Source organism: Stenotrophomonas sp. YJH_SMC_40 (assembly GCF_059368615.1).
The window spans coordinates 387279-409867 of record NZ_JCAFRX010000004.1 but is presented as its reverse complement, the minus strand read 5'-3'; the positions used below and the strand labels follow the sequence as shown (position 1 = coordinate 409867).

The following is a 22589-nucleotide window of genomic DNA, read 5'->3' as shown; positions in this document are numbered from 1 at the left end:
AATTTGGTTTCATTGGAATCCATTGGCGACGCGACCGGGTAGTGCCGGCCGCTGGCCGGCAACCTCATGGATTCAGGGCGGCGGTTGCCGGCCAGCGGCCGGCACTACCGTCACCGCGCGACCGTCAGCGCGCGCCGAACCAGAGCAGCAGGCTGAGCACTGCCGCCAGCAACAAGGCGCTGGCCAGCAGCCACGGCCAGCGCCGGACCCTGCGCGGCGTCACCGGCAGCACCGGCGCCTGTTCCGCGTCCTCGCCGGACTCGTCCTCGGCCGGCAACGGCCGCCGACGTGGATCATGCGGCACTTCCAGCACAAAACGATGCTGGCCATCGAACACCACCTGGTCGCCGGCCTGCAGCCAGCAGTGGCGCACGGCTACGCCGTTGACCCGGGTGCCGTCGGCACTGCCGAGGTCGCGCAGCAGCACACGATCACCGTGCACTTCCACGCGGGCGTGCTGTTCGGCGAAGGCCGGATCGTCGATGGCGATGTCGGCGTCGCTGCCGCGGCCGATCAAGCGTGCCCGCGACAGCGTATAGCTGCGGCCATGATGCAGGCCGCCGACACCGCGCAGCAGGCGCTGCTGCTCATCGGTGCCATCGTCGTTCTTCGGCGCGGGTGCCTGCAGCAGGCTCTCGACCTCGCCCTGCAGCACCATCTCCACGCCGTCCACATAGACCGCATCGCCTGCACGCAGCAGCGCCATGCGGCGCACCGGCCGACCATTCACGTGGATGCCACGGATACCGTTGCCGACCTGCAGCCACAGGCCGCGATCGTCCATGCAGAACTGCGCCAGCAGCAGAGCGCCGTGGCCGGCGTCGCCGAGCCGCACGCTGCCGTTGGCCTGGCGCACGATGCGTTGCACCCCGGGCCGCAGCGGCTGGTCGGGCTGTTGTTGTTGACTGAAGTGAACAAGCAGGTTCTGCACGCGGCGCAGCCTAGCAGGTTGGCCGCCAACGAAGAAGAACCTGCGATGAGTGCTTGGCGCGACGGCCCTCGATGCGCACAATGCTCGCCCTCATTGATCATCCCCGCCCTGCGCCAGGAGCCTGCATGTCCACCATCGATGTCCGCCACGCCCACGCCCTGCCCGACGCGCAGGCACGCGCCGCGATCGAACAGGTCGCCGCCAAGCTGTCCGAGCGCTTCGGCCTGAAGTCGTCCTGGGCCGCCGACGTGCTGAACTTCTCTGGCAGCGGCGTGGACGGTGCGATCGAACTGCAGCCGGGCGCCGTGCGCGTCACCGCCAAGCTGGGCTTCCTGCTGTCGGCGATGAAGGGCATGGTCGAGGGCGAGATCCAGCGCGTGCTGAAGGAAAAGCTGGGCTGAACCCCGGCGGCGGCCGTCACGGCCGTGCAACGCCATCGCGCGCTACTCTCGGGGCAGGCCCAACTCCCACGGGAAGTGCGATGAACCAGTACGAAAACGATGACCGCCGCAACGACGACGCCTCGTTCGGTGACCAGGCCGAGCGCTTCTCGCGCAAGCTGAGTGACTCGGCGCAGCAGGTCTGGCTGGCCGGCCTGGGCGCTCTTGGCCGTGCACAGGCCGAAGGCAGCCGCTTCTTCGACGGCCTGGTGAAGGAAGGCGAAGCCTGGGAGGCCCGCCGCCGTGAACGCCACGGCGAACAGGGCCCGGGCTGGCGCGACAACGTGGAATCCTCGCTGGATGAGGCCCGCGAGAAGGCCTCTGGCACCTGGAACAAGGTCGAAAAGGCCTTCGATGACCAGGTGCAGGGCGTGCTCAAGCGCCTGCATGTCCCAACTGCCGATGAGGTGACCGCGCTGGAAGCCCGTATCGACGCCCTGCACGCGCGGCTGGCCAAGCTGGAAAACCGTGCGGCCTCGGGCGCCGATGCTCCCGCCCCGGGCAGCCATCAGTCGCCAGGCAGCGTGCCCTGACCGGCCATTGTTGCAATGCAATAAAATTTGATTGACAATCGCGAGCAACCCGCCAATCGCTTCGGCTGCCGTTTGTTCCCTCCCCTCACGGCTTCAGGATTGGCGGGTTTTTCGTGCCCGCCGTATGCCGATCTGAGCGTTCCATCACGCTTCCTGTCAGGAACGTCCTGACCCAGCCGGATAGTGCGACCTTTACACTGTCGTCTTCCGCATTCGCCCCTTCCGCGCACCTCCTGCATGCTCCCTTGGATCCTGGCCCTGCTGTCGGCCCTGCTTACCTGTTCCCTGGCTGTTGTCTATCTGTGGTGGATCAAGCGGCGGCAGAAGGAGATGCAACTCGGCCTGCAAGCCCTGGCGGGCACGCACTGGCGCGAGTTCTCGGTACTGGTCAAGCGCATGCTGCGCGAACAGCGCGGCCTGCGTGAACTGAATGACCCGGCGGAGGAATCCCGCGAGCCAAGCAGCGACTTCCTGCTCAGCGACGGCCCCAACCAGTGGCTGGTGTCCTGCAAGCATGGCCTTGCCTACCGTATCGGCACCGCCGCAGTGAACGAGCTGGGGGCTGCTGCGCGCCTGGCCGGCGCCAAGGGCGGCGTGCTGCTGACCGAAGGCCGGATGGAACGCGACGGGCGCAGCGCTGCCGAGAAGCAGGCGGTCGAGGTGCTGGACGGTCCACGCCTGTGGCCGCTGCTGCAGCCCTACCTGCCGGCGGAAATCGAAACCCGTGTGCGTGCCAGCGCCCGCCATGAAGCCCTGCGCCGGATCGCCATTGCCGCGCTCGGCGCGGTCACGCTGGGCCTGCTGGTGGGATTGAGCCTGCAAGGCTTGCATGTGCAGGACACCCCGCCTGTTGCCGAGGTGGCGGACACCCCCGCGCCGGTTGCACCTGCGGTTGAAGCGGCGCCCGAACCGGCGTCGGCCCCCGCCACCACGCCGCCGGCCCCTGCGCCTGCACTGGCCGCGCCCTCAGCCGACGCGCGCAGCAACCCCAACCCGGATGCCGCCACGCTGGAGCGCTTCCAGGCCGATCTGTCCCGCGCCTTGGCCGGCAAGCCCGGTATCGCCAGCGGGGTCTGGCTGACCCGCCAAACGCTGGCGATCAACCGCACGGGCGAGCTGGACGCGGTGTGGCCGCAGGTCTGCGAGGAAGTGCTGCACTACCCCGCCCTGCGCAACGTGCGCATCCAGCTCAACGCCCGCCCCGGCGTGGATGAGCCGGTGCGCTGGCGGCAGTGCGCCACGTACTGATGGGGCCGCATCCACCGTGGCGTGGATTTACTGAACCCCGATGCGCGCCCCCTTGGTAGATCCACGCCACGCGTGGATGCCTTTGCAGAGTTGAGCCACGCGCGAACAGCAGCCGAGCATCGGCTCGGCTCCACATGGCGCCTGCTCAGCCCAATGCCGCGAGATGGGCGATGTAACTGGAGCGCGATTCACCCGCCGCTCTGGCCTGCGCATCCAGCCTCGCCAGGATCCGGCGTGGCAGGCTGATATTGACCCGCTCGATGGTGTCGTCCAGCAGAGCCGGATCAATGCAGATGTACGCAAGAATCCAACGGATGTCCTTGGATGCCTCGGCGGCGATCTTCTGTGGCGCGGAAGGTGTCGGAATCGAGCGCCCCTCATCCAGCGCCGCATCAATCCAGGCGAGCGCAGCTTCCTCGGCAGCGCTGAGCGCATCATCAAGCGTGTCGGCCGCCGAGAAGCACCCCGGCAGATCTGGAACGACCACACCCCACGCGGTGCGCTCATCGCCTGCCTCGATCAGGACTGGATATCGCATGGGCCCTCCTACGTCAGTCCTGCGAGCTTCCGCAACGCCTGCACCAGCCCTTCCCCAGATCCTTCCTTGGGTGAGGAACGGTGATGATGTGAGGGTGCTGCGGGTGCACGAATACATGATGGGATCCGCGGATCCGACGACAGATCCAACATGCCGCTTCCAGATCCCGGATGAGGTCCCTGCTCTTCATGCAAGGACGATACACATCGCACACACGCCCCGACAGAGTTCAAGGCGACAGTCGTTCCGGCCCAGTAGATCCACGCCATGCGTGGAGGGAATCCCTATCGCGCGCCCGGCGCGAAGCGCGCCACCAGGTCCCAGGCATCCCCCAGGAACACCTGGCGCACGCGGGTGATCGGCTGTTCGCCACGCCAGGTCAGGCGTTCGATCACCAAGCAGGCGGTACCGGGCTTCACGTCCAGCAGCTTGGCGGTGGCGGTATCTGCCCCCCAGGCACTGATGCGGTGCTGGGCACGGGTCCACGACACGTTCTGCAGCAGCCAGCTGCCCGGCGCGGTAGTGCTGAAGTCGACCTCCAGTACCTCAGGCACGCCCACCGGGCTGATCAGGCGATGCTCCAGCGCCAGCGGGCGACCATCGGCCAGATGCAGGCAGCGCATCGCCAGCAGGTTTTCCTGTCCGGCCAGCTCGACTTCACCGGCATTGCCGGCATCGGCAAGGCGCAGGTCGCGCTGCAGCAGGCGATAGGTGTACTGGTGGCCGCGCGAGCCAACCTCCATCGCGATATCGGGGATCTCCAGCGCCACCTGCTCCAGGTGCGGGGGTTGCCGCGCCACGAACGAACCGGCACGGCGGCGACGCTCGATCATGCCGCTCTCGGCCAACGCGGTCAGCACTTTGTTCACCGTCATCCGCGAGCAGCCGTACTGCTCCATCAGCTCGTGCTCGTACGGAATCCGGAAGCCCGGCGCCCATTCTCCGCTGAGGATGCGGCTTTCCAGATCGCTGCGGATACGCTGGTTGAGCGTGGCGGACTTGCTGGCCTTCACGTAATGGGGTCTCGGTAGCGGGAGGCGATCAGCCCAGCACGCCACGCAGGGCGGCGGTAAAGGCGGTGGTGATCGCCTCGCGCTGCAGGTGGCGGCCCTCGGCCACGCATTGGCGGCCATGGCGCCAGACCGATCGCAGCGCGCCATTACGTGCGGCGAACACCCAGCTGTCAAGCCATGCGTCATCCTGTCGCGCCTGCAGCGCCGGGTGCCCGGCATCCAGTTCGACCAGGTCGGCACTGCCGCCGATCTGCAGGCCAGCGGCCACGCCCAGCGCCTGTGCACCACCGTGCAGTGCGCCTTCGAACAGGAAGCGGCCGGTACTGCGGGTGGCATCCGGGGCCAGCACGTTGCGACCGCGCAGGGTCAGGCGCTGGCCGTATTCGAGCAGGCGCAGTTCTTCGGCCGCATCGATCAGCACATTGGAATCGGAGCCGACACCGAAGCGCCCGCCCTCGCGCGCGAACGCCTGCATCGGGAACAGGCCGTCGCCCAGATTGGCTTCGGTGATCGGGCACAGGCCGGCCACGGCCTGGCTGGCCACGATGGCGGCGCGCTCATCGTCGGTGATGTGGGTGGCGTGCACCAGGCACCAGCGCGCATCCACCGGTGCATGGTCGTACAGCCACTGCACCGGACGCTGGCCGCTCCAGGCCAGGCAGGCCTCGACTTCACGCATCTGCTCGGCGATATGGATGTGCACCGGGCCGTCGGTCAGCGGCAGCAACGCACTCAATTCCTCGCCGGTGACTGCACGCAGGCTGTGCGGCGCGATGCCGAGCACCGCATCCGGCAGCGCGGCCAGTGCCGGCTTGGCGGCGTCCAGCAGCTGCGCGAAACCGTCCACATCGTGGATCAGGCGACGCTGCGCCGGATTCGGCGGCGCGCCACCGAAATCGGCATGTGCATAGAACACCGGCAGCAGGGTCAGGCCGATACCGGTCTGGTCGGCCGCCGCCGCGATCCGCGCACTCATCTCAGCGCGATTGGCATAGGCGCGACCATCGGCGTCGTGGTGCAGGTAATGGAATTCGCCGACGCGGGTGAAGCCGCTTTCCAGCATTTCCATGTAGGCCTGGGCGGCGATGGCCTGCACTGCGTCCGGGCGCAGATGGGCCAGGAAGCGGTACATCAGTTCACGCCAGCTCCAGAAGCTGTCACCGTCGCCGCCGCCGATCTCGGTCAGCCCGGCCATGCCGCGCTGGAAGGCGTGGCTGTGCAGGTTGGGTAGGCCCGGCACCAGGATGTCGACGCGGGTGTCGCCGTGCTGGGCGCCCTGCCCCGTATGGATCGCCGTGACGCGGCCGTCCTGCACCTGCAGGCGGACATCGCGGGCCCAGCCATCGGCCAGCAGGGCATGGGCGGCATGGAAACAGTGTGGGGAACGCGAATCGGACATGGCTGGACAACCCGAAATGGACGCCTATATTGTATAGACATATAAGCACAGCCGCGTTGTGGATGCCATGCACGTCGATACCCTCTGGTCCAATGTCCACCTGATGACCCTCGATGGCGAGGGGCTGGGTGTCATCCGCGATGGCGTACTGGCCTGCGCTGGCGGCCGCATCGTCCATGTCGGCCCGGCCGGCAGCGACGCCCACCTGCAGCCGACCACCCGCATCGATGGCGAAGGCCGCTGGATCTCGCCCGGCCTGATCGACTGCCACACCCACCTGGTCTACGCCGGCAACCGTGCCAACGAATTCGAGCAGCGCCTGCAGGGCGTCAGCTATGCCGAGATCGCCCGTGCCGGCGGCGGCATCGTCTCCACCGTGCGCGCCACCCGTGCTGCCACCCCGGAACAGCTGGCCCGCGAAAGCCGGCCGCGCCTGCTGGCGATGCGTGCCGAAGGCGTGACCACGATCGAGATCAAGTCCGGCTACGGCCTGACCCTGCCCGACGAACGCAAGCAGCTGCAGGTCGCACGTGCGCTGGGCGAGGAGTGCCGGGTCAACGTGGTGACCACCTTCCTCGGCGCACACGCGATTCCGCCAGGCCGCGAGGCACAGGAATACACCGACGAGGTGTGCAACGTGATGATTCCGGCCATCGCCGCCGAAGGCCTGGCCGAAGCGGTGGACGTGTTCTGCGAGAACATCGCCTTCTCGCCGGCGCAGGCGCGGCAGGTCTTCGAGGCGGCGCGCGCCAACGGGCTGGCGGTGAAGATCCATGCCGAGCAGCTGAGCAACCAGCATGGCGCCGAACTGGCCGCCAGTTTCGGTGCACTCTCGGCCGACCATATCGAACATCTGGATGACGCCGGCATCACCGCGATGGCCGCGGCCGGCACTGTCGCCGTGCTGCTGCCCGGTGCCTTCTATTTCACCCGCGATACCACCCTGCCGCCGATCGGCGCGCTGCGTGCGGCCGGCGTGCCGCTGGCCCTTGCCACCGACAGCAACCCGGGCACCTCGCCACTGACCAGCCCGCTGCTGGCGATGAACATGGGCGCCACCCTGTTCCGCCTGACCGTGGACGAGTGCATCGCCGGCTTCACCCGTGAAGCGGCGCGCGCGCTGGGCCGTGGGGATCGCATCGGCCGCCTGGCCGTGGGCATGGACTGCGACCTGGCGATCTGGGACATCGACGCCCCCGCCGACCTGGTCTATCGCATTGGATTCAACCCGCTGCACGCGCGCGTGGTGCGCGGGCAGCCCGACCTGCCTGCCTCCTGGAGCAACACATGAGCAACACCCTGGTTCTTCGCCCCGGCCACGTCACTCTCGCCCAGTGGCGGCAGGTCTATCGCGGCGCGCCGCTGGCACTGGATCCCGCCGCGCTGCCGGTAGTGCGCGCCAGTGCTGCTGCAGTCGCCGCCATCGTCGCCAAGGGTGCGCCGGTGTATGGCATCAACACCGGCTTCGGCAAGCTGGCCAGCGTGCGCATCGAGCGCGAGGACCTGGCCACCCTGCAGCGCAATATCGTGCTCTCGCACGCTGCTGGCGTGGGCGAACCGATGCCGGCCAGCGTGGTACGGCTGATGATGGCGCTGAAGCTGGTCAGCCTCGCGCAGGGCGCTTCCGGCGTGCGCGAGGAAACCCTGCGGCTGCTCGAAGCGATGCTGGTCAAGAGCGTGCTGCCGGTGGTACCGGCGCAGGGTTCGGTCGGCGCCTCGGGCGACCTCGCGCCGCTCTCGCACCTGGCCAGCGTGATGCTGGGCGTGGGCGAAGCCTTCATCGGTGACGAGCGCCTGCCAGCGGTCGATGCCCTGGCACGTGCCGGCCTGCAGCCGATCGAACTGGGCGCGAAGGAAGGCCTGGCGCTGCTCAACGGCACCCAGTTCTCCACCGCCTATGCGCTGGCCGGCCTGTTCGAGATCGAGACCGTGTTCCAGGCCGCGCTGGTGACCGGCGCGTTGTCGGTGGAAGCGGCCAAGGGCTCGGACACCCCGTTCGACCCGCGTATCCACGCCATCCGCGGCCAGCGCGGGCAGATCGCCACCGCCGCCACCCTGCGCACGCTGATGCAGGGCTCGGGCATCCGCGAGTCGCACCGTGACAACGACGTGCGCGTGCAGGATCCGTACTGTCTGCGCTGCCAGCCGCAGGTGATGGGCGCGGCGCTGGACATCCTGCGCCAGGCCGCGACCACGCTGGAAATCGAAGCCAACGGCGTGTCCGACAATCCGCTGGTGTTCACCGATACCGGCGAAGCACTGTCTGGCGGCAACTTCCACGCCGAGCCAGTCGCCTTTGCCGCCGACATGCTGGCGATGGCGGTGTGCGAGATCGGTTCGATCAGCGAGCGCCGCCTGGCGATGCTGGTGGACCCGGCGCTGTCCGGCCTGCCGGCGTTCCTGACCCCGCGTCCTGGCCTGAATTCCGGCTTCATGATTCCGCAGGTGACCGCCGCTGCGCTGGTCTCGGAAAACAAGCAGCGCGCCTACCCGGCCAGTGTTGATTCGATCCCGACCTCGGCCAACCAGGAAGACCACGTGTCGATGGCCGCGCACGGTGCGCGGCGCCTGATGCAGATGGCCGAGAACGCGGCCAACGTGATCGGCATCGAACTGCTGGCCGCGGCGCAGGGCTGCGACTTCCATGCGCCGCTGCGCTCCAGTGCCGCGCTGGAAGCCGTGCGCGCCACGCTGCGTGCGCAGGTGCCGACGCTGGAAGAAGACCGCTATTTCCACCTCGACATGGTGACCGCCACGAATCTGGTGCGCAGTGGCGCGCTGGCGCAGGGCCTGGGAGAGCTGCTGCCGACCGTGGAACCGCAGGCATGAATGCCCATCCCGAATGGTTGACGGTGCACGAGGGCGACGCCCCGTTGATCGTCAGCTTTCCACATACCGGCAGCGAGCTGCCGCACGATCTGATCGGCGACTACCACTCGCCGTGGCTGGCCCGCCGCGATGCCGACTGGTGGGTGCACGAGCTGTACGACTTCGTGCGTGGCATGGGCGCGACCACGGTGCGCTCGGCAATCTCGCGTTCGGTGATCGACCTCAACCGTGACCCCAGCGGGGTCTCGCTGTACCCGGGCCAGAACACCACCGGCCTGTGCCCGCTGACCACCTTCGACAACCAGCCGCTCTATCACGCTGGGCGCGAGCCGGATGACGCCGAGATCGCCCGGCGCCGCGACACGTATTTCCTGCCCTACCACGATGCGCTGGCTTCGCAGATCACGCGCCTGCGTGCACGCCACGGCACCGTGGTGGTGTACGACGCACACTCGATCCGCTCGCATATCCCGCACCTGTTCGAGGGCGAACTGCCGCAGTTCAACCTGGGGACTGCCGGTCCGTCCGGCGCACCGGACACCTCCTGCGACAACGCCCTGAGCGACGTGGTGGAAAACCTGCTGAAGATCAGTGGCATGAGCCAGGTGCGCAACGGCCGCTTCAAGGGCGGCTGGATCACCCGCCACTACAGCAACATCGCCGGCGGCGTGCACAGCCTGCAGATGGAACTGGCCTGCCGCGGCTACATGCACGAACCCCTGCCGGACCAGGTGGACGAACACAGCTGGCCCACCCCGCTCGACCCCGACCACGCCGCACCACTGCGCCACACCCTGGCGCAGGTGCTCAACGCCTGCCTTGAATTCGCTACGAACCGGAGCGCCGCATGACCCGCAACGACCCGTCCCGCACCATCGCCGCGCCGACCGGCACCACGCTGAACGCCAAGAGCTGGCTGACCGAAGCACCGCTGCGCATGCTGATGAACAACCTGCACCCGGACGTGGCCGAGCGCCCGCAGGAACTGGTGGTGTATGGCGGCATCGGCCGCGCCGCACGCGACTGGGAGAGCTTCGACGCCATCGTCGAAACGCTCAAGCGTCTGGACGATGACCAGACCCTGCTGGTGCAGTCCGGCAAGCCAGTGGGCGTGTTCCGCACCCACGCCGATGCACCGCGCGTGCTGATCGCCAATTCCAACCTGGTGCCGCGCTGGGCCAACTGGGACCACTTCAACGAGCTGGATAAGAAGGGCCTGGCCATGTACGGCCAGATGACCGCCGGCAGCTGGATCTACATCGGTGCGCAGGGCATCGTGCAGGGCACCTACGAGACCTTCGTGGAAATGGGGCGCCAGCATTTCGGCGGCGACCTGACCGGGAAATGGCTGTTCACCGGTGGCCTCGGCGGCATGGGTGGTGCACAGCCGCTGGCTGCCGTGATGGCCGGCGCCTCCTGCCTGGCCGTCGAATGCCGCAAGAGCAGCATCGACATGCGCCTGCGCACCGGCTACCTGGATACCTGGACCGACAACCTGGATGAAGCGCTGCGGCTGATCGACGAGTCGTGCAAGGCCGGTACGCCGAAGTCGGTGGGCCTGCTCGGCAACGTTGCCGATGTGCTGGCCGAACTGCTCAAGCGCGGCGTGAAGCCGGACCTGCTGACCGACCAGACCTCCGCGCACGACCCGGTGAACGGCTACCTGCCGCAGGGCTGGACGGTCGAGCAGTGGGACGAGAAGCGCGTTTCCGCCCCCAAGGAAGTGGAGAAGGCCGCGCGCGCATCGATGGCCAACCACATCCGCGCCATGCTCGGCTTCCACGCGCTGGGCGTGCCGACCGTGGACTACGGCAACAACCTGCGGCAGATGGCGCTGGAAGAAGGTGTGGCCAATGCCTTCGATTTCCCGGGTTTCGTGCCGGCCTACATCCGCCCGCTGTTCTGCCGTGGCATCGGCCCGTTCCGTTGGGCGGCACTGAGTGGCGACCCGGAAGACATCGCCAAGACCGATGCCAAGGTGAAGGAACTGATTCCGGACAACCCGCACCTGCACCGCTGGCTGGACATGGCCGCCGAGAAGATCAAGTTCCAGGGCCTGCCGGCGCGCATCTGCTGGGTCGGCCTGGGTGATCGTGATCGACTTGGCCTGGCGTTCAACGAGATGGTCGCCAACGGCGAACTGAAGGCGCCGGTGGTGATCGGTCGCGACCATCTGGACAGTGGCAGCGTCGCCTCGCCGAACCGCGAAACCGAAGCGATGGCCGACGGCTCCGACGCGGTGTCCGACTGGCCGCTGCTGAACGCCCTGCTCAACACCGCCAGCGGCGCGACCTGGGTGTCGCTGCATCACGGTGGTGGCGTCGGCATGGGCTTCTCGCAGCACGCCGGCATGGTGATCGTCTGCGACGGCACCGAGGCAGCGGCCAAGCGGATTGGCCGCGTGCTGTGGAACGACCCGGCCACCGGCGTGATGCGCCATGCCGACGCGGGCTATGAGATCGCGATTGAATGCGCGAAGGAAAAGGGGCTGGATCTGCCGGGCATCCTCGGCTGATCGCAGGGGTGCCGGCCAGCGGCCGGCACTACCGGAAACGTGTGGTAGTGCCGGCCGCTGGCCGGCTCTCCCTGATGCGGGAATCGGTGCCCTTGACCCGCTCTTCCGACGTGACCAACATGCGCCATCACCGCTGATGGATCACCGCGATGTACCGCACCCTGGCCGTTGCATTGCTCTGCACGCTGTTTGCGATCCCACCCGTTTCGGCGCTTGAAACTGCCGGCGATCTTTCCAAGCAGCTCAGCACCCAACTGCAGACCAACCGCGAACGCTACGGCATCGCCGGCCAGGCGGTACTGGTCGCCCACAACGGTCAGGTGCTGTACCAGGGCGCCAGCGGTGAACGTGATCCCGCTACCCATGCGCCCGCCACCGTCGAGACCATCTTCGCCGCGCAGTCGATGGCCAAGCTGCTGACCAGCACGCTGGTGATGCAGTTGGTCGACCAGGGCAAGGTGGATCTGGATGCACCGGCCAGCCGCTATGTGCCGGACCTGCCTGCAGCATGGCAGGCAATCCACGTGCGCGATTTCCTCAACCACAGCTCGGGTATCGGCGAGTACTACGATCGTGTCGACAACCGTTGGGTCAGCAAGGGCTACCCCGGTGTAGCCCCTGACCTTGGCGCTGCACTGAAGGTAGCCGGCGCGACACCGATGCAGTTCGCCACCGGCAGCCGCGTGCAGTACACCCAGGCCAACTACCTGGTGCTGACGGCGTTGCTGCAAGCGCACTACCGCAAGCCCTACCCGGCCATCGCTCGCGAACGCATCCTGCAACCGCTGAAGATGACCAGCACCTCGTGGGGCGTTGCCAGCGTGCCAGCCAAGCGCGCGGCGGTGCCTTACACCGGCAAGGACGGCCAGCTGCAGCCGGCCAATGAAGATGCCTGGTCGGACTACGGCTGGGGCCATGCCGATCTGCAGACCACCGTGGGCGACATGAACCGTTTCCTGCAGGCGCTGGCGAGCGGAAAGCTGGTGCGCACGGCGACCCTGGAAAAGCTCTGGCAGCCGCAGAAACTGAGCGGTGGCGGCAGCAATTTCTTCTCCACCGGTTGGGACACCACCCGAAGCGACGACTACACCCAGGTCGGCCATGACGGCGGCACCCGCGTACGTGCCCGGCTGGCCTACAAGGGCACGCTGGCCAGCGGCTACTGGGTGTTCGTGTATCTGACCAACGGCAGTGCGCGCAATGTGTGGTCGAGCACGTTGGTGGAAAGCACGATGGCGGTGGTTGCGCCCGGGGAGTTTCCGCACGCTGTGCTGTCCGAGCGGCTGATCGGCTATGCGCTGGATGACAGCACCGATGCGAAACCGCAGATGCGTAGCTGGCTGCGCGACAGCAATGGCGTTCCCACCGGCGAACTGGAACGTGCGATCAATGCCGATGGCTACGCCATCCGCGAGAGTCTGGGTGCCAGCAAGGCACTGAAGGTGTTCGCGCTCAACGCCGAGTTGTATCCGGATTCGGCCAACGCGTGGGACAGCCTGGCCGAGTGCCATGCGGCATTGGGCGATGCAGAGATTGCCAAGGCGCTGTACGCGAAGGCCAAGGCGCTGGCGAAGCCCTCGCCCTAAACCCTGCTGCAGAGCCGAGCCCATGCTCGGCTGCTCTTCGTTGCGATCTCAGGAGACCCGCGCTGCGCGCGATAGCCGAGCATGGACTCGGCTCTACATGGATGTTGCGGGCGGCCATACGCGAGCGACGGGTGACGTGACGCCGCCGACCTGTTAACTTGCGCGCCACTTTGGTAGTTTACAGCATTCCCGCATGTCGCTCTCGTCGTACCGCCCCACCCCCTCGCTGCTGTTCCTGGCCGTTTCCCTCGGCCTCTCTTCCACCGCCGCTGCGGCCCCACAGGCCACCACGCTGGATGCCGTGCAGGTCACCGCTGCCGCCGATGCCAGCGCGCAGGCGCGCGAGGCGCTGAAGCGCGTGCCCGGCGCCAGCAACCTGATCGACATGGCCAAGGCCGACAGCCGACTGTCCACCAGCGCCGATGTGCTGGCCTACCAGCCGGGTATCAGCGCGCAGTCGCCGGGTAATGAGGGCACCAAGATCTCGATCCGTGGCTCGGGCATCAACCGGGGCCCGGGCGCGCACGCCTCGGGTATTGCGGTGTCGATCGACGGCCTGCCACTGACCGGCCCGGGGGGCACGCCCTACGAGCTGCTGGAACCGCTGTGGCTGTCGCGCGTGGAAGTCCTGCGCGGCGCCAACGGCTTCGAGCGCGGTGCGTTGGCGCTGGGTGGTGCCATCGACTACGTCAGCCGCAGCGGTCGTGATTCGGCGGGCGTGCAGCTGCACTACGAAGCCGGCAGCCGTGGCTACCAGAAGCGCGGCATCAGCTGGGGCGGCGTCAGTGGTGATGTCGACTACTTCCTGGCCTACACCGATACCGAATTCGACGGTTACCAGCGTCATACGCGCGGCGACGGCAAGGGTGCGATGGCGAATGTGGGATGGCAGATCACGCCCGACCTGCAGACGCGCTTCTTTGTGCGCTATCGCGAAACCAATCATGAAACGCCCGGCCGCCTGACCCGCGATCAGATCCGCAACGATCCGCGTGCCGCGAATGCGGCCAACCTGGCCATCGATGCACGTCGCCCGCAGCCGGGCAGCACCTGGGTGGGCAACGTCACCACGCTGCAGATCGATGAGGACTCCTCGTTGCAGGCCGGACTGGTCTATCACAAGTACCCGATGGACTTGAACGAGAGCCTGTACCGGCAGCAGCTGGACTACGCCAACCTCAACGCCACGCTGGACTACCGCCGCCGCCACCGGCTGTTCGGCCTGGACAGCGAAACCACGGTCGGCCTGCGCGTCACCCACGATCTGGACGCCGATGTGCGCGAGTCGCTGCGCTTTGCCAGCAACGGCTATGCCGCCGGTACGCGCACGCGTGACTTCCGCCACCACGGCACCGACAGCACGCTGCACGTCAGCAATACCCTCACCTTCAATGACCGCCTGCGCATGCAGACCGGGCTGGCACTGATCAACACCCGTCGCGATGTGCAGGTGACCTGGCCGAGCAGCGGCGGCCGCCTGCGCGACCACGACTGGGACTATGCGCCGCGACTGGGCTTCACCTGGCAGCACAGCGCCCAGACCCAGTGGTTCGGCAACCTCAGCCGCTCGGTGGAGGCGCCGCACCCCTGGTCGATGATCTGGGGCTCGAACCAGTACTTCGGGCCAGGCAATGGCCCGTCCAGCGGCCGCCAGCGCGCGCCGGTGCCGATGCAGAACCAGACCGCCACCACGCTGGAACTGGGCGCGCGCGGTGACGCGGCGCTGGGCCGCTGGGAACTGACCGGCTACTACGCTCACGTGAACCACGAACTGCTGAGCGTCGAACTGCAACCGGTGCCGAACCTGTTCATCGCCGAGAACAACGCCAGCCCCACCGTTCACCGCGGCATCGAGGCCGGATTGGACAGCACGCTGTGGCAGGCTGCACCGGGCCGCCTGTCGCTGCGCCAGGCGTATACCTTCAGCGATTTCCGCTATCGCCACGACGCGCGTTTCGGCAGCAACCGCCTGCCCGGCCTGCCGCGCCACGCCTACCAGGCCGAGCTGCGCTTCGATCATGCATCCGGCCTGTACGCCGCGCTCAATACCGAATACGCCTCGCGCATCGCCGTGGACTACGCCAACAGCTACTGGGCTGACAGCCATGTGATCTTCGGCAGCCGCATCGGCTACGACGCACCCGGTGGCCGCTGGCAGGCCTGGGCGGAGATGCGCAACCTCGGCAACCGCCACTACGCCGCCACGGTCACGCCGGGCTACGACGACGCAGGCAGGGATATTGCCCGCTCGACGCCGGGCGAAGGCCGTGGCGTCTACGCTGGTGTGCGTTTGCGGTTTGACTGATGACCGCAGGCGGCGCCGGGTGTGATCCGGCGCCGTCGTTCCAGGATCAGCCGATACGCCAGGCCGGCAGGCGCTCGCTGCGCTTCCAGATGGAAGGTGCGAAACCAATCAACGCCAGCGCCGCCAGCCACTTCGGTGAGGTGTTGAGCAGTGTCGAGGTAAGCGAACCATCGACAGGGGCGGCCATTTCCTGCCACGGGTTGTAGCCCAGGTAGACGACGCTGCCAGCCCACCACAGCAATGCCACACCGACACCCACCAGCAACAGAGCCAGCGTGCGGCAGGTCCAGCGCTGCGAGGTGGTGCCCCACTCGCGGGACGCCGCTACCAGCAGGCCCACCACCAGCAGCGACACCAGTGCAACCAGCCCGATATCGACCTTGTGCCCGATACGCTCGTAGGTGCAGGCGCGGCATCGCGCCTCTTCCGCGGCAGTGGCGGCTTCGGCGCCATCGGCCTCCCCGGCTGCGGGCTGCGCCAGTGCCGCAAACGGCATCAATACTGCCAGCAGCGTCACCATGATCCAACGAAACAACGTCCTGTTCCTGCGTGCAGCGACATCCATGCGCTCTTCCTCGTCAGTGGTTGTACGTCCAGGGCCGCAGTATGCGGCCGTCCCATACGCCGCCCAGACCCCGTTCCGGGGGGTCGGCCATCCAGCGTCCTTGTTCCCGATGCAGCACGACAAGCTCCCGGTAGACGAAATCGTCGGAACACGAATCCCAGGCGACCGCAATCATAGCCCACTGCCCATCGACGCTGAAAACAGGCCGGGTCAGATAGGCGACGTGGTCGTATGTCCGAGTCGGCCCATGCACCGTTGCCCTGCACCCCTGCTCCCGCAGCGCTCGAAGCCCCGCGCCGTCCATCCGCTGCGCACCGGCCAATGCGCCCGCAGGTACTGGCGTGGACCGGCGATTGACGGGAACCAGGTCCGCCTGCAGCTGCAACCGCAGCGCATGGATGTCCGGCGGCCACCGGTCGTCCAGCGGCAGGACCAGATCGTCCACCTCCTGGCAGGTCGAGGCACTGCTGCCCGCCCAGCAATAGGGCAAGGTCTGCTCCATCACGTAGATACCCTCCCCCACCGGGTCGGTCAACTGCGGCTGCTCCTGCAGGCGCCATCGATCGACGCGCGTGGACGGCGTCTGCGGTGCGGTGGGCACCTTGCTCAGCGACGATGGCAGAACTGGCGCTGGCTGCGGCACTGGCGGGGGTGGAGGGGGGAATGGGGGGGCTCTGCCGGATCGCCAGCGCCATCGCCTCCGCCTGCATCTGCGCCGTTCCCAGGTTGACCGGTAGCCGACCGATCGCCTGCTGCCACCTCGGGCGCAGGCTGCAGATTCCGGCCATGAGAGCCAAGGCCGACAGCGCCGCCGCCAGCGATGCAATGCGTCGCCAGGCGATCCGTTGTTGGCAGTCACGGTTTGGCTTGAACGAGGTATCTGTCATCACGACTCCGGCAACGCGGGCCACAGGCCCTGTCCAAAGCTCGTATAGCGGACAGGCTCCACTCGAACACGCTCCCAGCCGCCCTTCCTGCGATGCAGAAGGTAGAGGACACGCATCGCCGTTCCTCCACTGCACAGATCCGAGGCGACCGATGCCATTGCCCAGTTCCCGTCCAGGCTGAACACAGGACGCTGCAGATAGACAACGCCCAGATCCGGATTGCCCGGGCCACCCGTGCATCCCTCGATACCGCGCGCGCGCCGTTGCTGAAGCTCGTCCCACGTCATCCGTTGCGCCCGCACGTGTGCAAGCTCGAACGCGAGACCGGGTACCCGTGAAGCCCGGCGGTTCGCAACCTGCAGCATCGACTCCAGATGCTGCTGCAGTTGAAAGGACGCCGCACTGTCATCATCGCGCCACTCGACGACGCTGTGACGAACCTGGCAGACCGGGGCGGGATATCCTTCACCGCAGGAAGGCGCAGTCCATTCCATCACAGCGAATGGAATGTCGGGCTCCCAGCCGCGCGGCTCGAAGTGTGCTGGCGCGACGTCTTCCAACCGCACCGCTGCGGTCACGAACCCACTGTTACCGGCCAGCATCGGGGAGGAGACTCCCTTCATTGGAGTCGGTGGAACCGGCGGCTTTCCTGGCGGTGTCGGTCGCAGGTCGATGAGCTCTGCCATCACTTCGGCCTGCATCCGTGCCGTTCCCAGATTGATCGGCGGCGGGCCGACTTCCCGCCGCCACTGCGGGCGCACGCTGGCCAGCAGCGCTACGACCGCAACCATCGATAGAACGACCGTTGTGGCCAGGACGCGTTTCCGTGCAATGCGCTGTCGCATGAAGATCCTGGAAAAGGGAAGCACAGAGGAAACGGTGGCGCCGGTCAACGCGACGATCATGGCCACCGCGTGCGCGGCCAGCCGCACGCACGACTTCACTGCCGCGGCTTCTGGGCAACTTCAATGCACTGATGGAAAAATGGCGCGAGTTCTTCATGCCGCCGCCAGCGGGCGCGTGGCATTGCGGCCAGGGACCTCAGAAACCTGATACTGCATGCGGACATCCTTGCCGGGCACGCGTAGGCGGTGGTGGACGGATTCTAGCGCGATGGGGCCGTGGGTCCATCACCCACAGGCCGCACTGGCGCCGGCCTTGTACCCGCGCGCCGGCGGCTGGATTATGATTTTCCACCAGAAGAGCTATGCGCCACGGCATGCACGCCTCCCAGTTCACCCGCGCCACCGCGCTCGTGATGTTCGTTCCAATGATTGGCCTCGCCGGTTGGGGTTCGTGGTTTGGTAGCCGCTGCTTCAGCGATGGCTGCCTCGGCGTCCTGGTGGCATGGCTTGCCGCCGTGGCCACCTTTGCGGTGCAGGCGTTGCTGGTGCTCCCGACGCATGCCTGGGCCCTCAAGCGGCAGGGATCCCCCGCCTCCCGCAGCTACCTGCGTTGGGGTGGCGCGTCGGCCATCGCTGCCTTCCTGCCCATCGTGCTCGGCTGGGGCTACCTGATGATCTTCCGATGACCTGCTGAGCGTCTTCCGCACACGTATAGCCGGATCAAGGAGGCGCGGCGGCCTTCAGCAACTGCGCGGCCACCTGGTCGAACGGGGCGATGTCCTGCAGTGCGCGGCACATCGCCACGGCGCCTTCCACGCTGGCGATCACCAGGCTGGCCAGTCCATCCGCCGCCGCAGGTTCGTGGCCGTCGGCAATGAAGGCTGCGGCCAGATGCCCCTGCCAGCGCACGAACACCTCTGCGGCGGCCACGCGCGGTTGGCTGGTAACCGCCTCGACCGGCTCTTCGACGGCAGCGGCCAGCACCGGACAACCCGCGCGGAAACCGGACCGCAGCAGGCGCTCGCGCCACATCGCCAGGAACTGCTGCAGGCCCTGCACGGCCCCGCCCTTCAACAACTCAACGAGAAGCGCCTCCACCTTGTCGCCAGCCATGTGGGTGGCGCGCGCCAGCAGCTCCTGCTTGCCGCCGGGAAAGTGGTGATAGGTGGAACCCAGCGGCGCCTCGGCCAGCTTGGTCACCTCACGGATGCTGGTGGCATTGAGACCCACGCGCGCCAGCATCTGTGCCGCAGCATCAATCACGCGTTGTGGCGCATCAGAGGGGCGCGGGCTCACGGCAGGCTCCTTGCCAGGACAGTCGCCATACATTAGCGTACCGGCGATTCTATAACAGTCGTCATAACCATGAATCTCTGGTTCCGCCTGCTCCACCTGCTGCTGTGCAGCCTGTTCCGGCCGAAGCTGGAGGCGCCGTTCGGGGTCTCGCGGCTGCAGTTCCGGGTACTGCCCAACGACCTGGACAGCAACCTGCACATGACCAACGGCCGCTACTGGAACATCTTCGATCTGGGCCGGCTGGACCTGATCCTGCGCATGGGCCTGGGCCGGGTGGCGCTGCGCGAGAAGTGGGCGCCGATCGTCGGCGCCGGCACCATCCAGTTCCGCCGCGAACTGAAGCCGTTCCAGCGCTTCACCTTGGAAACGCGCCTGGTCGGCTGGGTCGGCTCGCGCGGCATCATGGAGCAGCGCGTGCTGATCGAGCCCGAGCAGAAGATCGCCACCCGTGCGCTGCTGGTCACCGGCATCTACGACCGTCGCGCGCGCCAGTTCCTGGGCATGCCTAAGATGATGGAAGCGATCGGCGTGGTTGCCCCGCCCTCGCCGCCGCTCAGTGCAGCCGCCGAGGCGCTGCTGGCGGCCGACGCGGCGTTGAAGCAGGACGACGCCTGAGCTTCAGATGGCGGCTATCTGCATGGGGTGATTTCCCCCGCGACGCTGGCGGCCCGCGCTGCAGTTGGATGTCGCACCCGATCGGCATAGCCGATCCGCTGGTGATCAGTTTCCATGCTCCAGCGCGCGTTTGACCGCTGCCTCGGCCAACGGCGCCATCACCGCATAGCCCTTCGCCGTGGGATGCACGCCATCCTCGGCCAGCTGCGGATCGAGCCCTCCGGCGGCATTGGCCATCGGCGTGTAGTAGTCCAGATAGACCAGCTGCTGTGCATCGGCATAGCGCTTCAATGCCGCGTTCAATGCGCGCACCTTGGGCGCAGGTGCCGTGCCCGGCAGCCACGGGTAATCGCTGACCGGCAGCACCGATGCCAGCACCACGGCGATGCCATGTGCACGCGCCAGGTCCACCATCGCGTGCAGGTTGTCCTCGATCATCGCCTGCGTGGACGGGCCGGTGTTGCCGGCAATGTCGTTGGTGCCGGCCAGGATCACCACCACCTGTGGCTTCAGTGCCAGCACGTCCTGCGGGAAGCGCACCAGCATCTGCGCCGTGGTCTGGCCACTGATGCCACGGTTGAGCCAGCCCTTGCCGGGGAAGAATCCAGCGCTGCCTTCCGCACCCCAGCCTTCGGTGATCGAGTCGCCGAAGAACACCACGCGCGGCTGGCCCGGCACTGCCGCAGGCAGTTGCGCGTTGGCATCACGATAGCGCTGCAGCTCCGGAAAATCGGCCAGGCGCTGCTGCATGAAACGAACCTCGTCGGGGCGCAACTGGTCGATGGGCGTCTGCAGCAGCGGATTGACTGCGACGGCTTCGGCGGCACCCAGCGGAGAAGCCAACGCGAGGCCCAACGTCACGACGGTTGCAGCGGCAAGCTCAACAGGTCCACGCATGCGGGTACTCCTGAAATCATCTTGCGCAGTCTAACGCCCTGCCCTGTGCTCAGCGTGCAGCCGTACGCGCCGCCACACCGGTCACCTTCGCCGGCATCCACATGCCCGGCGTCCAGCCGCTGGCGGCCAGGATCGTTTTCGGGTTGTCCTGCTGGATCAGCGCACGCACCGCATCACGCTTGTCCTTGGCCTGCAGGTAATAGGCCTTGGCGATGCGGTAACCCACCCAGTACCCCAGGTCGTAGGGTTCCTGCGAGCCAGGCTTGTAGTTGTACAGCCACGGCGACAGATCGGTGCTGTCCAGATCCAGCGCGAACGCGCTTTCGATATGCACTTCCCGGCCACGGGTCCAGGCCGCGTGACGCCCATTGCCGACGTTGCCGGAAATCAGCTCGGTGATGAATTCGGCGATGCCCTCGCCCAGCGAAACACGCAGCACTGTCGCGCGCGGGTCACCCGGCTCGAAGTCGATCAGGCCGGTCTGCTGGATGTGCACGTATTCGTGTGCGATCACATGCACGAAGCGATCCTGCACATTGGAATTCATGAAGTCGGCCGCGCACAGCGCTTCCAGACCAACGATCACGCCGCTTTTCGAGGTCAGCCCGACCGGCCGGCCGCGGCCCACCGCGATGGTCACCGGTGGGAACCGGGTCTGCGGGTAGATCGCCTGCAGGTTGGAAAACACCTGCGTCAGGCGTTGCTTCACCGCGGGCAGTTCGGCCAGGCAGTTTCGTCCCTGTGCATACAGCTCGGGCTGGCTGGCGATGGACTCGGCAATGCGTTCGGGAGTGACCCGGCGCGACTTGGCCAGTTCGGCCAGGCCGGCCGACCCCTCGGCCAGGTATCCACGCAGCTGCGCAACGCTGGGTTTACCGCCGGCGCTGTCATAAAGTGCATAGAAACGGCTGACATCCTCGGTGAGGATCTGCGGCCCTGCCGGTACCGCTGCGGTGGCCACGCCTACCGCCCCGGCACAGGCCAGGGCCAACAGGCCGCGCAGGATCATGAACATCGCTCCGTCCTTGGTGGAGTGCATGCGAAGCGCGCAATCTATCACTCCGCCCGGCCCACTGCAGCAGGCGGATGCGGGCGCACCGGCGCTGTGCCAGACTCGCTTCGGCACCTGCCATGGAAGATGGAGCACCGCACGATGATGATCGTTCCCGCGTACTGGGCCGAAGCCCGCCTGCAGGCCCGTTTCCGTGGCCGGCCGGTGGTCGTGCGCCGCTTCGGCTGGTCCGACGAAGGCCCTGCCGAGGCGCAGGTGCACGCCGACCGCCGCGCCAACGAAGCCCTCAATGCCATCCTCGCCGGGCAGGCGCTTCCGCGACGCGAAGTGCGCAGCAACTACGGCGTGGAGGGCGTGCCGATCCGCGAGCAGATCGTGCAGCGCGACGGCGACGTCATCATTACACGCAACAGCTACGGTGCGCTGTGCCTGAACACCCCGGACGTGCTGTTCGCCGACATCGATCATGCGCAGCCACCTGCCGGTTGCGTGATGCCTGCAATCATCGCCGCAGTGCTGCTGTTCGCTGGCGCCGTCATCGGCACTCTGCTCTGGCACTGGCTGGTGGGACTGGTGCTGGGGGTGGCAGCGGTGCTGCTGGTCAACACGGCGATGCTGATGCAGCGCAAGCGGCGCCTGGCCGCGGCCGGTGGCGCCGAAGGCGTAGCCCTGCAGCGGGTCTCGGCCTTCAGCGAACAGCATCCGGACTGGCATCTGCGTACGTACCGCACGCCGGCTGGATTGCGCGTGCTGGCCATGCATGCCACGTTCCTGCCCGAAGACGAGCAGCTGCAGGCGTTCTTCAGAACGCTGGGCGCCGACACCCTGTACGCGCGCATGTGCCGGCTGCAGCACTGCTTCCGTGCGCGCCTGACACCAAAGCCGTGGCGCGTTGGCCTGAGGTACCGCATCCGTCCGCCGGTGGCCGCGTGGTCAGCCGAGCAGGCCAACAACCCGGATCGCCTGGCCTGGATTGCCGAGTACGAAAAGAAGAGTGCCGGCTTCGCCGCGTGCGCCTACCTGCGCAGTTTCGGTGATACCACGCGCATCCATGCCAAGGCCGAGCACGTGCGCGAACTGCACGACCGGTTGGCGCATGCGCAGGACCGCCTGCCGCTGGCGTGAGCTCGGGTGC

At 67.2% G+C, this 22589-nt stretch carries 23 protein-coding genes; 12 read left to right on the top strand and 11 right to left on the bottom strand.

The annotated features are described in order from the left end of the window. Window positions 1-124: 124 nt before the first annotated feature. A complete protein-coding gene (locus tag AC5P6X_RS10240) occupies window positions 125-931 on the bottom strand; it encodes an FHA domain-containing protein (protein ID WP_005410184.1) in 807 nt (268 codons plus the stop codon). Window positions 932-1056: 125 nt separating this feature from the next. On the opposite strand from AC5P6X_RS10240, the gene AC5P6X_RS10235 reads away from it, so the two are divergent. From AC5P6X_RS10235 to AC5P6X_RS10225, 3 genes are all read left to right on the top strand, one after another. Continuing rightward, window positions 1057-1332: a polyhydroxyalkanoic acid system family protein gene (locus tag AC5P6X_RS10235; RefSeq protein ID WP_005410185.1), complete on the top strand. Its 276-nt coding sequence runs from the start codon at window positions 1057-1059 to the stop codon at window positions 1330-1332. Between the two features lie 80 nt (window positions 1333-1412). Beyond that, a complete protein-coding gene (locus tag AC5P6X_RS10230) occupies window positions 1413-1904 on the top strand; it encodes a phasin family protein (protein ID WP_024956383.1) in 492 nt (163 codons plus the stop codon). A 237-nt stretch (window positions 1905-2141) separates the two neighbouring features. Next, window positions 2142-3152 (top strand): restriction endonuclease, encoded by a 1011-nt coding sequence (locus tag AC5P6X_RS10225; RefSeq protein ID WP_108270212.1) that lies wholly within the window; start codon window positions 2142-2144, stop codon window positions 3150-3152. A gap of 145 nt (window positions 3153-3297) precedes the next feature. Here the strand turns inward: AC5P6X_RS10225 and AC5P6X_RS10220 are convergent, their stop codons facing one another. The 4 genes from AC5P6X_RS10220 to AC5P6X_RS10205 all read right to left on the bottom strand — a co-directional run bounded on the left by AC5P6X_RS10220 (window position 3298) and on the right by AC5P6X_RS10205 (window position 6102). After that, window positions 3298-3690 (bottom strand): type II toxin-antitoxin system HicB family antitoxin, encoded by a 393-nt coding sequence (locus tag AC5P6X_RS10220; RefSeq protein ID WP_005410188.1) that lies wholly within the window; start codon window positions 3688-3690, stop codon window positions 3298-3300. Between the two features lie 13 nt (window positions 3691-3703). Further along, window positions 3704-3880 carry a type II toxin-antitoxin system HicA family toxin gene (locus tag AC5P6X_RS10215; protein ID WP_076738546.1) on the bottom strand — a complete coding sequence of 59 codons (177 nt, stop codon included), beginning with the start codon at window positions 3878-3880 and terminating at the stop codon, window positions 3704-3706. Between the two features lie 94 nt (window positions 3881-3974). Continuing rightward, the gene (gene hutC, locus AC5P6X_RS10210; RefSeq protein ID WP_005410189.1) at window positions 3975-4703 is read right to left on the bottom strand and encodes a histidine utilization transcriptional repressor HutC; all 729 of its coding nucleotides are present in this window, start codon (window positions 4701-4703) and stop codon (window positions 3975-3977) included. A gap of 28 nt (window positions 4704-4731) precedes the next feature. Next, complete coding sequence (locus AC5P6X_RS10205) at window positions 4732-6102, bottom strand: formimidoylglutamate deiminase (RefSeq protein WP_088436584.1); 1371 nt, start codon at window positions 6100-6102, stop codon at window positions 4732-4734. Between the two features lie 67 nt (window positions 6103-6169). On the opposite strand from AC5P6X_RS10205, the gene hutI reads away from it, so the two are divergent. From hutI to AC5P6X_RS10175, 6 genes are all read left to right on the top strand, one after another. Continuing rightward, window positions 6170-7393: an imidazolonepropionase gene (gene hutI, locus AC5P6X_RS10200; RefSeq protein WP_088436601.1), complete on the top strand. Its 1224-nt coding sequence runs from the start codon at window positions 6170-6172 to the stop codon at window positions 7391-7393. After that, entirely contained in the window at window positions 7390-8931 is a 1542-nt protein-coding gene (gene hutH, locus AC5P6X_RS10195; protein WP_108270213.1) for a histidine ammonia-lyase, read from the top strand. The genes hutI and hutH overlap by 4 nt, the downstream gene beginning before the upstream one ends. Further along, window positions 8928-9782: an N-formylglutamate deformylase gene (gene hutG / locus AC5P6X_RS10190; RefSeq protein WP_108270214.1), complete on the top strand. Its 855-nt coding sequence runs from the start codon at window positions 8928-8930 to the stop codon at window positions 9780-9782. Before hutH ends, hutG begins: the two co-directional genes overlap by 4 nt. Further along, window positions 9779-11446, top strand: a complete 1668-nt coding sequence (gene hutU / locus AC5P6X_RS10185; RefSeq protein ID WP_049449037.1) for a urocanate hydratase — start codon at window positions 9779-9781, stop codon at window positions 11444-11446. Before hutG ends, hutU begins: the two co-directional genes overlap by 4 nt. A gap of 149 nt (window positions 11447-11595) precedes the next feature. Continuing rightward, window positions 11596-13032, top strand: a complete 1437-nt coding sequence (locus AC5P6X_RS10180) for a serine hydrolase domain-containing protein (protein ID WP_099605161.1) — start codon at window positions 11596-11598, stop codon at window positions 13030-13032. A gap of 193 nt (window positions 13033-13225) precedes the next feature. Next, window positions 13226-15337, top strand: a complete 2112-nt coding sequence (locus AC5P6X_RS10175; protein WP_108270215.1) for a TonB-dependent receptor family protein — start codon at window positions 13226-13228, stop codon at window positions 15335-15337. 46 nt (window positions 15338-15383) lie between these two features. On the opposite strand, the gene AC5P6X_RS10170 is transcribed toward AC5P6X_RS10175, so the two are convergent. The 3 genes from AC5P6X_RS10170 to AC5P6X_RS10160 form a co-directional block, all read right to left on the bottom strand. Continuing rightward, the gene (locus tag AC5P6X_RS10170) at window positions 15384-15902 is read right to left on the bottom strand and encodes a hypothetical protein (RefSeq protein ID WP_043034615.1); all 519 of its coding nucleotides are present in this window, start codon (window positions 15900-15902) and stop codon (window positions 15384-15386) included. 13 nt (window positions 15903-15915) lie between these two features. Further along, window positions 15916-16503: a hypothetical protein gene (locus AC5P6X_RS10165; protein ID WP_495215423.1), complete on the bottom strand. Its 588-nt coding sequence runs from the start codon at window positions 16501-16503 to the stop codon at window positions 15916-15918. 285 nt (window positions 16504-16788) lie between these two features. After that, entirely contained in the window at window positions 16789-17694 is a 906-nt protein-coding gene (locus tag AC5P6X_RS10160; protein WP_234411853.1) for an energy transducer TonB, read from the bottom strand. Between the two features lie 314 nt (window positions 17695-18008). On the opposite strand from AC5P6X_RS10160, the gene AC5P6X_RS10155 reads away from it, so the two are divergent. Further along, window positions 18009-18320 carry a hypothetical protein gene (locus tag AC5P6X_RS10155; protein WP_249341853.1) on the top strand — a complete coding sequence of 104 codons (312 nt, stop codon included), beginning with the start codon at window positions 18009-18011 and terminating at the stop codon, window positions 18318-18320. A gap of 34 nt (window positions 18321-18354) precedes the next feature. On the opposite strand, the gene AC5P6X_RS10150 is transcribed toward AC5P6X_RS10155, so the two are convergent. After that, window positions 18355-18930, bottom strand: a complete 576-nt coding sequence (locus AC5P6X_RS10150; RefSeq protein WP_065183680.1) for a TetR/AcrR family transcriptional regulator — start codon at window positions 18928-18930, stop codon at window positions 18355-18357. 69 nt (window positions 18931-18999) lie between these two features. Between AC5P6X_RS10150 and AC5P6X_RS10145 the strand changes: the two genes are divergently transcribed. Continuing rightward, complete coding sequence (locus tag AC5P6X_RS10145) at window positions 19000-19545, top strand: thioesterase family protein (RefSeq protein ID WP_108270216.1); 546 nt, start codon at window positions 19000-19002, stop codon at window positions 19543-19545. 105 nt (window positions 19546-19650) lie between these two features. Here AC5P6X_RS10145 and AC5P6X_RS10140 read toward each other — a convergent pair whose 3' ends face one another. Together AC5P6X_RS10140 and AC5P6X_RS10135 are read right to left on the bottom strand one after the other, a co-directional pair. After that, window positions 19651-20442: an SGNH/GDSL hydrolase family protein gene (locus tag AC5P6X_RS10140; protein ID WP_088436576.1), complete on the bottom strand. Its 792-nt coding sequence runs from the start codon at window positions 20440-20442 to the stop codon at window positions 19651-19653. A gap of 49 nt (window positions 20443-20491) precedes the next feature. Then, window positions 20492-21457, bottom strand: a complete 966-nt coding sequence (locus AC5P6X_RS10135) for a DUF2268 domain-containing putative Zn-dependent protease (protein ID WP_049449019.1) — start codon at window positions 21455-21457, stop codon at window positions 20492-20494. A 138-nt stretch (window positions 21458-21595) separates the two neighbouring features. Between AC5P6X_RS10135 and AC5P6X_RS10130 the strand changes: the two genes are divergently transcribed. Beyond that, window positions 21596-22579 carry a hypothetical protein gene (locus AC5P6X_RS10130; protein ID WP_049449105.1) on the top strand — a complete coding sequence of 328 codons (984 nt, stop codon included), beginning with the start codon at window positions 21596-21598 and terminating at the stop codon, window positions 22577-22579. Window positions 22580-22589: the final 10 nt, after the last annotated feature.